We start from the raw sequence: 14,401 nt of genomic DNA, 5'->3' as shown, positions 1-14,401 counted from the left end.
TTACCCCAGAATAACGGACAAAATATGACTTTTCCATAAGAAAGAGTGGATAGTTTGGGTGTGCGCATACTTTGGCCCTGGCTGCGTATTTCGCATGCTTCGCCATATCTGCATCGCCAGGAGGGTGGGACGAATAGGTGCGATACGCCTAGCTAATACGGAAGAACTTCTTAGCAATACCCCGCGACATTTCGCGCTTTACTGGAAATGTCAACCGCGGAGATGATCGGTGAACGGCGGTGAGTGATCTCAGTAACATTGCGTTCGCGCAGCGTCCCTGGGGTGACGACACCGCCGGCCATCCCAACGAATCATCAAACGTAAGGACGCCAGCTATGCAGCACGCGACCCTGTGTAGGACCGCCGCGGCGGGAGAAGTGCGATGAAGCCATCCGGCCGGGTCGAAGTCGGTCTTACACGCCAACTAAGTCGCCGAAAACCGCCCCACAACATCATTCCCGGCGAGGCGCACGCTACTCAGCTCAAACGGTCTATCGGCACGTTCCAGCTCACGATGTTTGGTGTGGGCGCCACCATTGGAACCGGCATCTTCTTCGTGCTCAGCATGGTCGTTCCAGTCGCTGGCCCATCGGTCATCGTGTCGTTCATCATCGCGGGTATCGCCGCGGGGCTCGCCGCTATCTGTTATGCCGAACTTGCATCCTGCATTCCGGTGTCAGGGTCGGCATACTCGTATGCATACGCGACCCTGGGCGAGCTTGTCGCTGTCGTCGTCGCGGCCTGCCTCGTCCTGGAATATGGTGTGTCTACGTCTGCGACAGCAGTCAGCTGGAGTCAGTATCTCAACAAGCTGATCGAGAATCTGCTCGGATTTCGAATCCCAGAAGCGTTGTCGGCGTCGCCATTTGATGGTGATCCCGGCATCATCAACCTCCCCGCGATGGTGCTGATCTTGTCTTGCGCGCTATTGCTCGTGCGCGGCGCCACCGAGTCTGTTCTTGTGAATACCATCATGGTGTTACTGAAGGTGGGAGTGCTAATCGTATTCGTTATCGTTGGCTTCACCGCTTTCACCTCGGGCAACCTGGTCCCGTTCGCACCCCACGGTGTTGCGGGTATCGGCGCAGCCACCGGAACGATCTTCTTTTCATACGTCGGACTTGATGCCCTGGCAACCGCAGGCGAGGAGGTCAAGAACCCGAAAAAGACGCTGCCGCGCGCGTTCATCTACGCCCTGGCCATCATCATGGTGGTCTACATCCTCGTGGCACTGGTCGCTGTAGCTGCCCAACCCTGGGAGCAGTTTGAGGGACAACAAGCCGGCCTCTCCCAGATCTTGGAAAACATCGTGGGCGCCTCCTGGCCCGGCACCATAATCGCCGCGGGGGCGGTGATCTCGATTGCATCGGTCACGCTGGTCACGCTATACGCACAAACTCGCATCCTGTTTGCGATGGGCCGCGACGGCATGGTGCCCGCAGCGTTTGCACGAGTACATCCCAAGAGTCAAACACCGGTATTCGCAACGATTGTCGTCACGGTCATTGTCGCCCTTCTCGCGGCCACCGTCCCACTCGACGATCTCGCGGACCTCGTGTCGATTGGAACCCTGGTGGCATTCATCGTCGTGTCCGCTGGGGTCATCCTCCTGCGTCGTACCGATCCCGACTTGCCGCGAGCATTCAAGGTGCCCGGTTACCCTGTCACTCCGATCCTGGCGATCCTCGCCTGCGGATATGTTCTGTCCACCCTGCACTGGGTCACATTCGCCTGGTTCACGGCGTGGGCTGGCGCGGCAGTTGTTTTCTACCTCCTATGGGGGCGCCGGCACTCGAAACTCGCTACTGACTCTCAATCGGACAACACAGTGCTCTATTCCGAGGCTCCAAAGTGAGCATTGATAGTCCCAGCCTGCAACGCAGCCCTCGGGTCATCGTTGGAAAGCAGCCGAAATCACGCTTCCCGTGGCTCCGCCATGAACCCAGAACGGCATGCGGTCCCGATTCACACCGCGGCGACGGTACGCCCTCTGGAAGAAATATTGATCGGCTCACCCCTGACTGGTGGGGAAATACCATGCCGCTGAGCAGTTGACATGTCCGACTACGGCCCAAAGCCGACGAACCAAGTCCTCAACCCGCGCCGAACTAGGCGCCTCGTACCGCAATCCGCTGAAAGGACACTCACATGACAAACACCGTTCTCCCGGGCAAGGTCGATTGGACCGGGGACAACCCGTTTATCTACCTCAAGACCGATCCCGAAGGAGATTGGTCCTCGCTGTCGCTGTTCTTCCGGATCACCGCCTCCGACCACGGCACTGGGCACCTGACCCTGGTGGTCACCGATCCCTATGATTCCGAACGAGCTTCGGCCCTGGGCCTGACCGACAATGCGGCACTGGCCCGCTTTCTGATCGAGGACTTCGTCAGCAAGTTCGCGTTGTTTCGGCCGACAAATGCACTGGAATCGGTGAAGCTGCACACCAATGCCGAGTTCTCCAAAGAGGTCACCGACACCTACAGGGTGGAGACGGCGCGGGACAGCCTTAGCGGCGTCGAGGTGGCCATGCGTTGGGAGCGTCTGCAGGCGTCGTTTGCGGTTCATCAACCGGCTGCGGAATCGGGTACCGGCCGACACGAGATGCTCAGCGTCTTCCTCCCGGCCGGCTCGGCCTACGTCACGGTGGACGGCGCCCCGTTGCCTGGAGCTGCCGTGGAAAGAGACTTCTTCGGTAGCCGTGCGCAATCCGCCGGGTTGGCACTCTCAGAGTCCTGGGTACAGGCGTGAGTGTGACATGCCCGGCCGCAGCGGATGGCGCTGCCGGCGAGGCCATGCTGGTCACTGACCCGCATTCGATCGGGCTGGCTCGAGTAGAGGATGCGCCTGGCGCCCGCCGGCGCCGGCGCGGTGTCGTCGAGCGGTACCAACTTGACAAGGTAATCGCCCGCAGCCGCGGCTATGTGAGGTGGTTGGTGTCTTATCTTCCCGGCACCCCGAGCGATCTACCACTATGCGAAGGTGCCGATCGTCAGGGCACAAGCGACCTTGAAGTTGGTAGTGGTGCTGCCGGGTGCCTGGCAGCAGATGCGACGACGATGTCGAAACGACGGGCGGAACCGGAGCGTGGTCAGAATTACTGGCACCTTCGAGGGGGCTGAGCCAAACTCTTCGTTACAAGTGCCGCAATCGGGGCACTGGCACGTTACCGATCGGTTGGCTGCTGCACAGAAAAGGTGGCAGCCACCCAACGGGCCACGCCGGCGGCGCGAACTCGGTGAGTCTGCGGCGTGGTCACTGGCTCTGGCCACATGATAGTGATTGTCGTGCAAGTAGTTTCGTTCGTGCTGATCTCGCGTGCCTACCTCATGACTGAACCCACCGATACGCGAGGCCGGAACCTCAACTTGTTTCGATTTGAACTGCCTGGACCACTCTGGTCAGCCTATCGGACAAATCGAGCTCAATGTCGCATCCCCAGTTGGCACATCACGGCGAAACGAAAGTTGCTGTGCCGCTGCGTTTCCCGACTTACAGTTACTTACCTTGTGGAACCAATCGCTTCACGTCTAGAACCCTCGCCGAGCACATGGGACATGAGGCAGTTGTCTGATCAGGAAGCTACGTTCTGTGAAACTCAACGGTCACGAGCGCCGGATGATCGAGATGGTGGTGATCTGGTCACCGTACGGCGGGGCACCAGACGACGAGGTCTGGGTCGAATTTGGTATTTCGCCCGAAGTTCTGTTGGAGCGGGTCGCCGCACTTGTGTCCTGTTGCCTCCGAGAGTTTGTACACAAAGAAGACCGCCACTTATTGCTCAGAGCGCGAGAAGAGTTGCGACCACGATGCTGATGGCGAAGTGAGTACTCGCCTGATCGGACGGCACGATGCTCGGTCGTCACCGCCCTAGTGCAATCCGCCGCCGTTCGTAGGCACCGCCTTTCGATATTTGGATGTCAACGGGCCTGGTTGTCGTTTCCATTTTGCGTAGCCAACGGCCATCTGCGATGTCGAATTCGGCACACGGCTAGGCGAAAGCCTGCCGATGTAACTCCCGCGAACGGGCCCACGTCTTCTAGCAGCGCCGGCACGACCTCGAATCGCCTGCCGGAACATCCGGAGTCATCTCTCGGCGGGCAATGCTGAGATCCCCTCGACCCACTCAACGCGGCCGGGCCCGAGGGAGCAGCGCGCCCCATGTTTCCCCATGCGCCTCGACCAGATATCTCGGCACGCGTGTACCCACTGCGCGTCCCTGTCCAAAGATTCGGACTCCACAAAGGCGATTCGTCACGGAGCCCAGGGAACGCGGCCGAGGGATTCAACGCGAGAGCATGGTGTCCAAAGAAATCTTGGCCTGAAGCCGCCGTCCCACCTCACCAGCGAGACACGAAAGCGGAGCTAGCTCGGCGAGTCTGCGGCGCGGCCGCTTGCTCGGGGTATGTGAGCGCGATTGCGGTTCAGGCGGCTTCGACCGCTTCGATCTCGGGTACCAACGTCGTCGGTTGCGATGTGTGCGAAGGCCTGCGCGGAGCATAAGCATTAGCTATCGAACGTACAAGGAAGGTGGCCGTTGTCGGCACCACGTGCTGTTTCTATCGTAATGGAACTGGCTCGCGTAGCTAGCGTCGAAGGGATGTCAATTGTGCCAAGTGAGAGGATGCCACCGCTGGGAACGCCGCTGACGCTGCTCGACTGACCTAGCGACTTAACGGTCTCGTCGGTGTAACGGCTACGTGGTGATTACGCCGACCGGAAGCGTTCCCAGCAGGTCTGCTGTCGATCTCAATCGTTGTCGGGTCGGATCGAGATGAGCTTCTTGTCAGGCGGCGCACGCAGAGTCGACGGGTGGGCATGTGCGATTTCCGGCCAAGCTCGTCGCTATGGATGCGAGACAAGTCTCCGCCAGTCGGAAAGCATAAGAGCTGCATGCTGTTTCACACCTAGTCAGGGTCTGATCTGGGAGCTGATGTTCTGTGAAGCTCGATGGATATGAGCGCCGGATGTTAGAAATGTTCGTGATCTGGTCTCCGTACGGCGGACCGCCAGAAGACGATGTCTGGATGGAGTTCGGAATCTCCAGTGATCTTCTGGTGGAACGGGTTACCGCGATCGTGTCCTGTTGTTTCAGAGAGTTTGTGCGCAAAGAGGACCGCTACTTGTTGCTCAGAGCGCGAGAAGAGTTGCGACCACGTCGCTGACGGCAAAGTAGCGTCCTGGCGGCTCCGCGAGGATGACACAACCCACACTTATCACCAGGCCTCTGTAACCCAATGCGCTTTGGGGACCACTATCTCGTTTGAGGATTCCGTCATTCGGGAGTCAAGCCTGACCGCCATCTACATGGCGATGGCGGAAAACGCGTGGTTGCCCGGCCGACTCCGAGTTTGTTGACATCGCTGCGGAGAATCGTGACTAAAGGAGGGGCGGTGATCGGGTCCTCTTCATCGAGGCGATGGTCCGCCTCCTCGGAGGACTTCTCACATCTGTGAAGGAGTATGTGCTCCTTACGGGGGGTCAAGCCGTGAAAGTTTGATAAGGACATAGATGTCGTCAGGCCGTGCAGCGCTGTCTCATAGCTCAGCCCCTCACCCCTCAACTCGCTTTCAATCGCCGCCGAGATGCGCTCGCCTCCAACGGTAAACACCGAACTCCGAACGACCGCGAGGCGCCTGCCGCCCCAACGCGGGGCCTACAAAGCTCGGGCGCCACAGCAGCACAATCGCCCGCGAGCCGCTGACTGTGGCCGGTCTAACAGCAGGTATAGCTAACGCCCCCTAGCCACGTGCCCTGCACCGTGCTGCGCTGCCCGGGCCGGAGATAGCCATAAGCCTTCGCTATTGGGTACCGAAGGAAAGTGGGCGTTGTCCCTATTGCACGACGTTTCTATCGTTGTTGGAACAGCTCACATAGCTACCGTTGAAGGGACACCGAGTGCTCAAAGTAAAGGATGCCGCCGCCGGAGACGTTGTCGGTGCCGGCTCCAACGACCAGGTGGCCACCACCGTCGCAACGATGATTCGCGACATCCGGCTTCGCGGCGATGACGCCGTCCGTGAGTATTCCGCTCGTCTGGATGACTACGGTCCTAAATCATTTCGCCTGTCGCCCAAAGATATTGAAAACGTAATGAAACGCGTTCCGAGGCAGACGTTGGAAGATATCCGCACCGTTCAGGCGAATGTGCGCCGGTTCGCGGAACTCCAGCTGGAGTCATTGCGCGATTTCGAATCCGAGGTGCAGCCCGGAATCATATTGGGGCAGAAGAATATTCCGGTTGATGCGGTTGGTGCATACATTCCCGGGGGGCGCTACCCGCTGCTCGCTTCGGCACATATGACAATCGTGACAGCGAAGGTCGCAGGAGTGCCCCGAGTCGCCGCAGCGACCCCGGCTCCGGGAGGAGAGATTCCGGATGCGTCCATTGCGGCAATACACCTCGCGGGCGCAGATGAGATCTACCTCCTTGGCGGCGTGCAAGCCGTCGCCGCGATGGCCTTGGGTACACAGACCGTCAAGCCAGTGGATATCCTTGCAGGGCCGGGTAATGCATATGTCGCAGAGGCGAAGCGGCAACTATTCGGTGAGGTTGGCATCGATCTGTTCGCAGGTCCGACCGAAGTTCTGATCATCGCCGACGCTGACGCCGACCCTTTCGTTGTGGCCGTCGACCTCCTCAGCCAGGCTGAGCACGGGCCGGATTCGCCGGCGATTCTCATTACGACGTCCCAGCCTCTGGCCGAGCAGGTCGCGGTCGAAATCGACCGGTTGCTGCCGGGGATGTCTACCGGCGCTATAGCCGGGGCAGCCTGGCGCGACCATGGGCAGATCATCGTCGTCGATACGCTGAACGATGCATTCGAACTCAGTGACGAGTTCGCTAGTGAGCACGTCCAGGTACTAACCGCTGCGCCGCGCGAGGCGCTGGATAAGCTGCGCAATTACGGTGCTCTGTTCCTTGGTGACAAGACGTGTGTCTCGTACGGAGACAAAGTCATTGGCACAAATCATGTACTGCCCACCCGAGGTGCCGCCCGTTACACCGGTGGTTTGTGGGTGGGAATGTTCATGAAGACTGTTACCTACCAAGAGGTTCGCACGCAGGACGCCACGGCCGCTCTTGGTGAGTTGCTTGGACGAGCCGCTCGTGCTGAGAACTTCGAAGGCCACGCCCGATCGGGTGACATCCGTGCCTGCGTACCCGGTCAACGCCCGAGATGGGCGCACTAGAGATGGGCGCCCAGCGGTGTGCTGAGGATCGCATAGAGCGCGACCACCTCGGCGAAGTATCAATTCCGGCCGGCTCGCTGTGGGGCGTCAATACCTACCGCGCGCTCGAGAACTTCACCGCAGGGTCGGAGAAGTTAGGCGAATATCCCATCCTTGTCGCGGCGTTAGCTGCTGTGAAACAGGCAGCCGCACAGACGAATGCGGACCTCAAGTTGCTGTCACCGTCTGTGAGTTCAGCTATCATCGGGTCTTGCGAGGAAATTCGCGCGGGCAGCCATTTGGACCAGTTCCCGATCGAAATGCTACAGGGCGGCGCGGGCACCTCAACCAACATGAACGTCAACGAGGTCATCGCGAATCTTGCTCTGATCCGGCTCGGAGCCCAACCCGGTGAATATCACGTGGTCGGACCGAACGAGCATGTCAATCTCGGGCAATCGACCAACGATGTCTATCCCGCGGCGCTCAAGCTGGCGGTCTTGGAATACGGCCTAGCCCTGATCAGGGGCATTCAGCACCTGCAAGCGGCTTTCGGGCGCAAGGCAGTCCAGTTCGCGGGTCAGGTGAAGGTCGGTCGAACGCAGTTGCAGGACGCGGTGCTGATGACGCTTGGGCAAGAGTTCGGTGCTTACGCGGAGTCGATGCGTGAAGAAGTGACTTCGATGACGCGGGCACTGGCAGGCATGCGGGAACACCATCTCGGTGGCACGGCGATCGGCACTGGAGTCAACGCCGACCCACGATACGGCGAGCTTGTAACCCGCCATCTTCGCGACATCACGGGGGTAGATACGTCGACGGCGCCCGACTTGATCGAGGCCACCCAAGACGTCGGATCGTTCGTCACGGTGTCGGGCGCGCTCAAACGTGTAGCCATCAAACTGTCGAAGTGCTGCAACGATTTGCGGTTGCTTTCGTCGGGTCCTAGGGCCGGGTTGAACGAAGTCACACTTCCACCACGGCAAGCGGGCTCGAGCATCATGCCGGGCAAAGTCAATCCTGTAATCCCCGAACTGGTCAATCAGATCGCGTTCGATGTCGTCGGAGCAGATACCACGATCACACTTGCCGCTGAGGCCGGCCAGTTGCAGCTCAACGCTTTTGAGCCAGTCATCGGGTATTCGCTGTTGAAGGGCTTGGCGCGTGTGGAACGCGGCTGTGTCATCCTGGCGGACAGGTGCATTGACGGTATCGAGGCCAATTCTGAACGTCTCAACTTGATGGTCGAAGCCAGCCTGGCTCCAGCGACCCTCCTGAGCCGTGTCATCGGGTACCGCGCCGCCGCTGAGATCGCCCAACACGCACTGATGACGGGTTCATCAGTTCGCGACGTTGCCCTCGACCGTGCTGTGCTCTCCTCTGCCGAACTTGACGACGTCATCGGCAGCGCCGCGCTCAATAACAGCACCGGAATCCGATAGACCAGCATCACAACAGGTTTCACGAAGGAGAAGTACTATGCGCGCAGCGGTTTGGCACGGCGCGGAAGCACCCGTAACGATCGAGGACGTGACCTTGGACGCGCCCGGTCCCAACGAAGTCCGGGTGAAGATCGCCGCGGCAGGAGTGTGCCATTCGGATCTCCACATCATCCGGCAGGACTGGGGCGGCATCGCCGCCCCGATGGTGCTTGGACACGAAGGAAGCGGAACTGTAACCGAGGTCGGCCGAGACGTCACCGATCTGTCACCAGGCGATCACGTAGTGTTGTCGTGGATCGCGCCCTGCAATGCATGCAACGCGTGCCACGACGGTCGGCCTACCCAGTGCCTCACCCATGCGAACACAGTTTCCGCCGGGGGCGTTCTGCATGACGGGACAAGCAGATTGCACCGCCAGAACGGGGGCACTCTCTTTCACTACAGTGGCGTGTCTTCCTTTGCGGAGGACGTCGTGGTGCCGGCGAGCGGCGCCATCAAGGTAAGAGATGACGCTCCGCTTGAAATCATCGCGTTGGTGGGATGTGCGGTAGCCACGGGTGTAGGAAGTGTACTCAATGTTGCCCAGGTGCGACCCGGGTCGACTGTGTTGATCGTGGGCTGTGGCGGGGTCGGGCTCAATGTTGCTCAGGGCGCCCGTATCGCGGGTGCCAAGACCATTGTCGCCATCGATGTGGTCAAGGAGAAGACTCAGAGGGCACTTGAGCTAGGTGCTACCCATGCGTTGGTGGCTCCAATGGACGGCGACCACCAGTCGCAGGCTGGCCTGATGTCTCAGATTCGGCGCCTTTTGCCAAATGGCGCCGACTACGCCTTTGATGCAATCGGTGGTAAGCAGACGGCAGAGCAATGCCTGAATACATTGGCAGTCGGTGGGGCAGCGGTCATGGTGGGTATTCCGAAATCTGGTCTCACTGCGGAGTTTGAACCGCAGAAGCTAGTCGATCTTGACCAACGCATCATCGGAGCGAACTATGGCGGGATTGTCCCTGCGGTCGACATTCCGCGCCTCGTAGACCTCTATATGGACGGGACGTTGCTGCTCGATCCACTCGTCAGTCATCGCCGACCGCTGGACGAAGCAGCCGATGCCCTGAACGACTTGCAGGCAGGAACGGCGCTTCGCCAGCTACTGATCCCTTAGATAAACCATCTCCTGAGAAAGGGTGCACGGATGTCCCAGACACAGAACTTCGTCGGTGGGGCGTGGACGGATTCACACGCCGACAACTACATCGATCTGATCAACCCGGCGACCGAGGAATGCTACGGATCTGTTCCGAACTCGGATGCCCGGGACGTCGACGCGGCGTTCGCCGCCGCTGAGAAGGGCTATGCCATTTGGCGCGATTCGACACCAAGTGAACGGCAGCGAGCCTTGCTGAAGATCGCTGACGATATCGAAGCCCGCGCCGAAGAGTTCGCCGATGCCGAGTCGCTTGACACGGGCAAGCCGCGATCAAACCTCGTTGAGGAAGAGATCCTGTTGTCCGTTGATCAGATCCGGTTCTTCGCCGGTGCCGCACGCCACTTAGAGGGGTTGTCCAGCGGCGAATATCTAAGAGGCCACACATCATCGATCCGGCGGGAACCAATCGGCGTTGTCGCACAGATCGCACCGTGGAATTTCCCGCTCAACATGACAACCTGGAAGTTCGCCCCCGCGATTGCGGCTGGCAACGCCACCGTTCTCAAACCGTCTGAAACCACACCATCGACGGCTCTCCTTCTAGCCGAGGTTGTGGCTGAACATCTCCCTCCCGGCGTGTTCAATCTGGTTCTCGGTGGCCGAGAGACGGGCAGGGCAATGGTCGACCACAAGTCCCCGCAACTCATCTCGATCACCGGATCAACGCGAGCCGGTATGGAGGTAGCCCGGTCCGCTGCAGGAGATCTAAAACGGCTCCACCTGGAACTCGGCGGCAATGCCCCCGTCGTAATTTTCGGTGATGCCGAAATCGATTGTGCTGTAACGACTGTCGTCGAAACCGCGTTTTTCAACGCAGGACAAGACTGTACTGCCGCAACACGGATTCTGGTCCATGAATCGATCTACGATGACGTCGTCGACAAGCTCACTGCCGAGACGCAGGCATCGGCCCGCACGGGCCCTCCGTCAGACCCACTGACGGTGTTCGGCCCCCTCAACAACAGGAATCAATACCAGCACGTGAGCGATCTGATCGCTACCCTCCCGCAACACGCCACAGTGACCACCGGAGGCGCCGCAACACCTGGCAAGGGCTACTACTACGAGGCCACCGTGGTAGCTGGCGTACGCCAGGAAGACCGCATCGTTCAACAAGAGATCTTCGGACCTGTCGTCACCGTGCAACCATTCCAGGACGAGGCCGACGCCGTGCTACTGGCCAACGGCGTCGACTATGGTTTGTCCTCGTCGGTGTGGACACGAGACCACGCCCGGGCGTTGCGCATGTCCCGCGCTTTGGATTTCGGCTGCGTATGGATCAACACGCATATCCCCGTGGTGGCCGAAATGCCCCACGGAGGATTCAAACACTCCGGGTACGGCAAGGATCTGTCGAGCTACGCTTACGACGATTACACCCGCATCAAACATGTGATGTCCAACATCGAACGGTGACGCTAGGCTCGAAGTCAGCCGCCGGTGGATCTAGCCCATCGTTCTTGGCGCTGTTGTCGAGGTAGGCGCAGGTCTCTGTTCCCGCATTAACTTGTATGTCGACACTAGCCAGCAAAATGCGCATCGGTATAGCGCACTACCTCAGCAACGACCTTCGGGCATAAGATCAACTTATGACGATCACGCTTGGCCAGCTTGAAGCTTTCGTGCACGCAGTGCAGCTCAAGAGCTTCACCGCCGCGGCTGACGCGCTTAAGATGAGCCAGCCGGCGATCTCGGACTTGATTCGGCGGTTGGAGTCTGAAGTCGGCACCACGTTGTTCCAACGTGGTGGACGTGCTCTTGTTGTCACTGAGGCTGGGTACGAACTGTTTCCTTACGCGGAACGTTCAGTGTCCTCGGCCCGCGAGGGTGCGGCAGCTATTCGAGCCCTACTCTCCTTGGACGGTGGTACCGCCACGTTCGGATTACTGCGCAATGCCGATTATTACCTTCGCACCGACCTCGTTCGGCGATTTCGGGAGCTCTATCCCAATGTGAGGGTGAGGCTGGTTGGGCAAAACAGCGTCGAAAGTGCTGCCGCGGTCGCTACCGGAACGGTCGAGGCGGCGCTGGTCACTCTGCCAATCGATGACCTCGGCTTGGATGTAATGCCCATCGCTCGCGATGAGGTCGTCTATGTGACAGCCGATGCCGCCAGGGCGGCCGTTCCCGCCACGGTCGAGGACTTGTGTAGTCGCCCGATCGTGCTGTACGACGCGCACTACGCCCACAATGATCCTGCTCGGCGCCAGCTCAACGATCGTGCGCAGCTGATCGGCCGCCGCGTCACACCCGTCATCGAGGTGGAGTATCTGCCGACGGCACTCTCGCTAGTTGCAGAGGGGTTTGGAGACACCATCGCCTGCCGCGCCGCTATCGACAGCGAGATCGCCCCTAGAAGCCTTCACGTCGTGAGCTTCTCCGAACCTCTCTATGACACTCTCGCGTTGATCAAGCGTGACGGGAAGGTTCTGTCGCCGGCGACCAAGGAACTCGCGCGCTTGGCATACGATGCGTTGCACCGGCATCAGGCTTCGGCGGAAGGCACCGCCGAATTGTTGGAGAGCGCCTCGGGAACTGGCTTCGCACAGTGGGCTTCGGCGGGTTCGTCGCATAAGCAAACCTGATGAGCTAAGCAAGAAGATTGGCCGTTGTGCGGGTACCGGCGGCAGCTGTTCACTGGGCGCACAGTCCATAAGTGCGAGCCTGGCCACAACCGGTCGCGCGTGTATGAAAAAGCGAGACACATATCGTGATACATCCCGAAGAAGTTGTATGTTCCGCAGTCGGAGAAAGCGCGCCTTCGACGCGTCCGCACCTTAATCGCGAGATGGGGCTGTTCCGTTCGTGGGCAGCGGCTTTCGGCTTCGTTTCTATCGCAACGGGTATCTTCACTGCCTATGGGGCGATGTTGAAGACGTCGGGATTCGCCGGGATCTGGACCTGGATAATCGTCGCCGTCGGCCAGTTTGCTGTCGCTGTCATCTTCGGGCTACTCGCCAGTCGGATACCTATGACGGGTTACGCCTACCAGTGGGTGTCCCGGCTCACCAATCCTGTGCTGGGCTGGATCATGGGCTGGCTGTCGTTTGCATTCCTCACGATTGTTGTTGTAGCGGTTGATTACACCGTTGCTTCGACGATTCTGCCGGCGTTGATAGGACCGATGACGGGGGGCGACTCCTGGATGATCACAGCCCTGATCATGGTGATTCAGTTCGGCTTGGTGGCCACATCCACGCGAATGTCACTTCGGGTCAACAGTATCGCTGTCGTCTTCGAGTTGCTTGGTGTGGTGGGGCTAATTCTCCTCTTGTTCGGCGCCGGGTTCATCAATCACGGTTTCCACTTCGAGAATCTCTGGAGCACAGCTCCAATTCCGTCAGATGGGTACCTGTCGATCGGAACGTTGACAGAAGTCGGGCCTTGGATTTTGGCAACGTTGTTGGGCTCCTTCACGATTGTAGGGTTCGAAACAGCGGCAAACCTGGCCGAGGAAACCAATAACCCGAAGCAGACAGTTCCCAAGGCCATGATGATCTCCGTCGGTAGCGTCGGCGTACTTGGAATGCTGCTGCTGATTGTGGTCACGTCGCTCGCCGGCGACGCTGAACAACTCGCGCAATCATCCTCGCCGGTGGCCGATGTGGTTGCGGCACATCTCGGGTCCCTCATGGGCCGAGTGTTGCTCGGTGCAATCATCGTGTCGATCTTCTCTTGCGGGTTGATGATCATGCTGAGCAACAGCCGACTGGTGTGGGCGATGTCGCGAGACGAGCGATTCCCTGGATGGCAGGTGTTGTCGAAGCTATCTCCGAAGTTTCAAACACCTCTTGCCGCTGCGACAACAGTCTTCGTGCTTTCCCAGCTGATATTGGCTATCTTCGCCAATCAACCTGACGCTCTGTTCATCCTGTTCGCGGCCGGAAGTCTGATCCCGGCACTGATTTACGCCGGCACGGTCGCCATGTACATCGCCAAGCGACGGGTCCTTCCGCCGGCTTCGGCCGACGCCTTTCATCTGCCGGCATTCGTCGAATTCGGCGCAGTTGGGATCGCCTCGTGTTGGCTGGCCTATGAACTCTCTGTATTCCGCGACCGGTCCTTCACAATCCCGTGGGTGTACGTGCTGCTGATGGTTGCCATTGGCTCGGTCTATCTCGCCTACTTGCTCCTCAAGAAGGGCGGCCCACGCGGGTTGGTCATGCCCGATCTGTCCTCCATCGATGCTGGCTTCGACGGACCGCACGGTGTGGCAAGCTCAAGACATCCAAATCAGTAACGACGAAGGCAAATAGGGACCCCTAGGTCGAGCAGGCTGAGCTGTGTTCGGTGTCGGGGTCGGCCGCCCTATGGGTCGCGAGCCCTGCAGAAGATACGAATCGGTCACCTTCGTTGTAGAACGAAGTCCTTCGCGCAGACCGTCGGCACCAGTTGTTGGCGAGGAAGCGAGGACGGCAGGTGTGACCGCTTGGCTGACGCGAAGCTGCGCGGTCGTCAAAACAACTTAATTGCAAGATGATTCGTTCACCAGTGGCCCGCTAGGGCCCGGACTCCGTGATCGAGAATTGCTGCGATACCGATGCCATCGTTGGCGCTGTGTGGCGTGCCTCGCACCCTG

The 14,401-nt window shown here is 59.5% G+C and carries 8 protein-coding genes; all 8 read left to right on the top strand.

Going from position 1 to position 14,401, the window contains the following annotated elements; translation table 11 throughout:
• Positions 1-382 precede the first annotated feature (382 nt).
• Positions 383-1,855 carry an amino acid permease gene (locus AB0I14_RS03765; RefSeq protein ID WP_358015991.1) on the top strand — a complete coding sequence of 491 codons (1,473 nt, stop codon included), beginning with the start codon at positions 383-385 and terminating at the stop codon, positions 1,853-1,855.
• Positions 1,856-2,148: 293 nt separating this feature from the next.
• Entirely contained in the window at positions 2,149-2,751 is a 603-nt protein-coding gene (locus tag AB0I14_RS03760) for a hypothetical protein (RefSeq protein WP_358015988.1), read from the top strand.
• A 3,207-nt stretch (positions 2,752-5,958) separates the two neighbouring features.
• Positions 5,959-7,194 carry a histidinol dehydrogenase gene (gene hisD / locus AB0I14_RS03755; protein ID WP_358016766.1) on the top strand — a complete coding sequence of 412 codons (1,236 nt, stop codon included), beginning with the start codon at positions 5,959-5,961 and terminating at the stop codon, positions 7,192-7,194.
• Between the two features lie 2 nt (positions 7,195-7,196).
• Positions 7,197-8,615 (top strand): aspartate ammonia-lyase, encoded by a 1,419-nt coding sequence (locus AB0I14_RS03750; protein WP_358015985.1) that lies wholly within the window; start codon positions 7,197-7,199, stop codon positions 8,613-8,615.
• 37 nt (positions 8,616-8,652) lie between these two features.
• Positions 8,653-9,777 (top strand): Zn-dependent alcohol dehydrogenase, encoded by a 1,125-nt coding sequence (locus AB0I14_RS03745; protein ID WP_358015982.1) that lies wholly within the window; start codon positions 8,653-8,655, stop codon positions 9,775-9,777.
• Positions 9,778-9,807: 30 nt separating this feature from the next.
• The gene (locus AB0I14_RS03740; protein ID WP_358015979.1) at positions 9,808-11,238 is read left to right on the top strand and encodes a gamma-aminobutyraldehyde dehydrogenase; all 1,431 of its coding nucleotides are present in this window, start codon (positions 9,808-9,810) and stop codon (positions 11,236-11,238) included.
• Positions 11,239-11,411: 173 nt separating this feature from the next.
• Positions 11,412-12,407 (top strand): LysR family transcriptional regulator, encoded by a 996-nt coding sequence (locus tag AB0I14_RS03735; RefSeq protein ID WP_301682134.1) that lies wholly within the window; start codon positions 11,412-11,414, stop codon positions 12,405-12,407.
• 203 nt (positions 12,408-12,610) lie between these two features.
• On the top strand, positions 12,611-14,062 hold the full coding sequence (locus tag AB0I14_RS03730) for an amino acid permease (protein ID WP_358015976.1): 1,452 nt from the start codon (positions 12,611-12,613) through the stop codon (positions 14,060-14,062).
• The last annotated feature ends 339 nt before the right edge of the window (positions 14,063-14,401 follow it).

It is taken from the genome of Mycobacterium sp. NPDC050441, assembly GCF_040655355.1.
GTDB lineage: Bacteria > Actinomycetota > Actinomycetes > Mycobacteriales > Mycobacteriaceae > Mycobacterium.
Note: the sequence above shows the minus strand (reverse complement) of the source record. Positions and strands in the feature narration are given on the sequence as shown.

Bases quoted from the DNA above. Each gene is read 5' to 3' on its own strand.
- AB0I14_RS03745 (WP_358015982.1), top strand. From the start codon at position 8,653: ATGCGCGCAGCGGTTTGGCACGGCGCGGAAGCACCCGTAACGATCGAG.
- AB0I14_RS03760 (WP_358015988.1), top strand. From the start codon at position 2,149: ATGACAAACACCGTTCTCCCGGGCAAGGTCGATTGGACCGGGGACAAC.
- AB0I14_RS03740 (WP_358015979.1), top strand. From the start codon at position 9,808: ATGTCCCAGACACAGAACTTCGTCGGTGGGGCGTGGACGGATTCACAC.
- AB0I14_RS03735 (WP_301682134.1), top strand. From the start codon at position 11,412: ATGACGATCACGCTTGGCCAGCTTGAAGCTTTCGTGCACGCAGTGCAG.
- AB0I14_RS03765 (WP_358015991.1), top strand. From the start codon at position 383: ATGAAGCCATCCGGCCGGGTCGAAGTCGGTCTTACACGCCAACTAAGT.
- AB0I14_RS03730 (WP_358015976.1), top strand. From the start codon at position 12,611: ATGGGGCTGTTCCGTTCGTGGGCAGCGGCTTTCGGCTTCGTTTCTATC.
- AB0I14_RS03750 (WP_358015985.1), top strand. From the start codon at position 7,197: ATGGGCGCCCAGCGGTGTGCTGAGGATCGCATAGAGCGCGACCACCTC.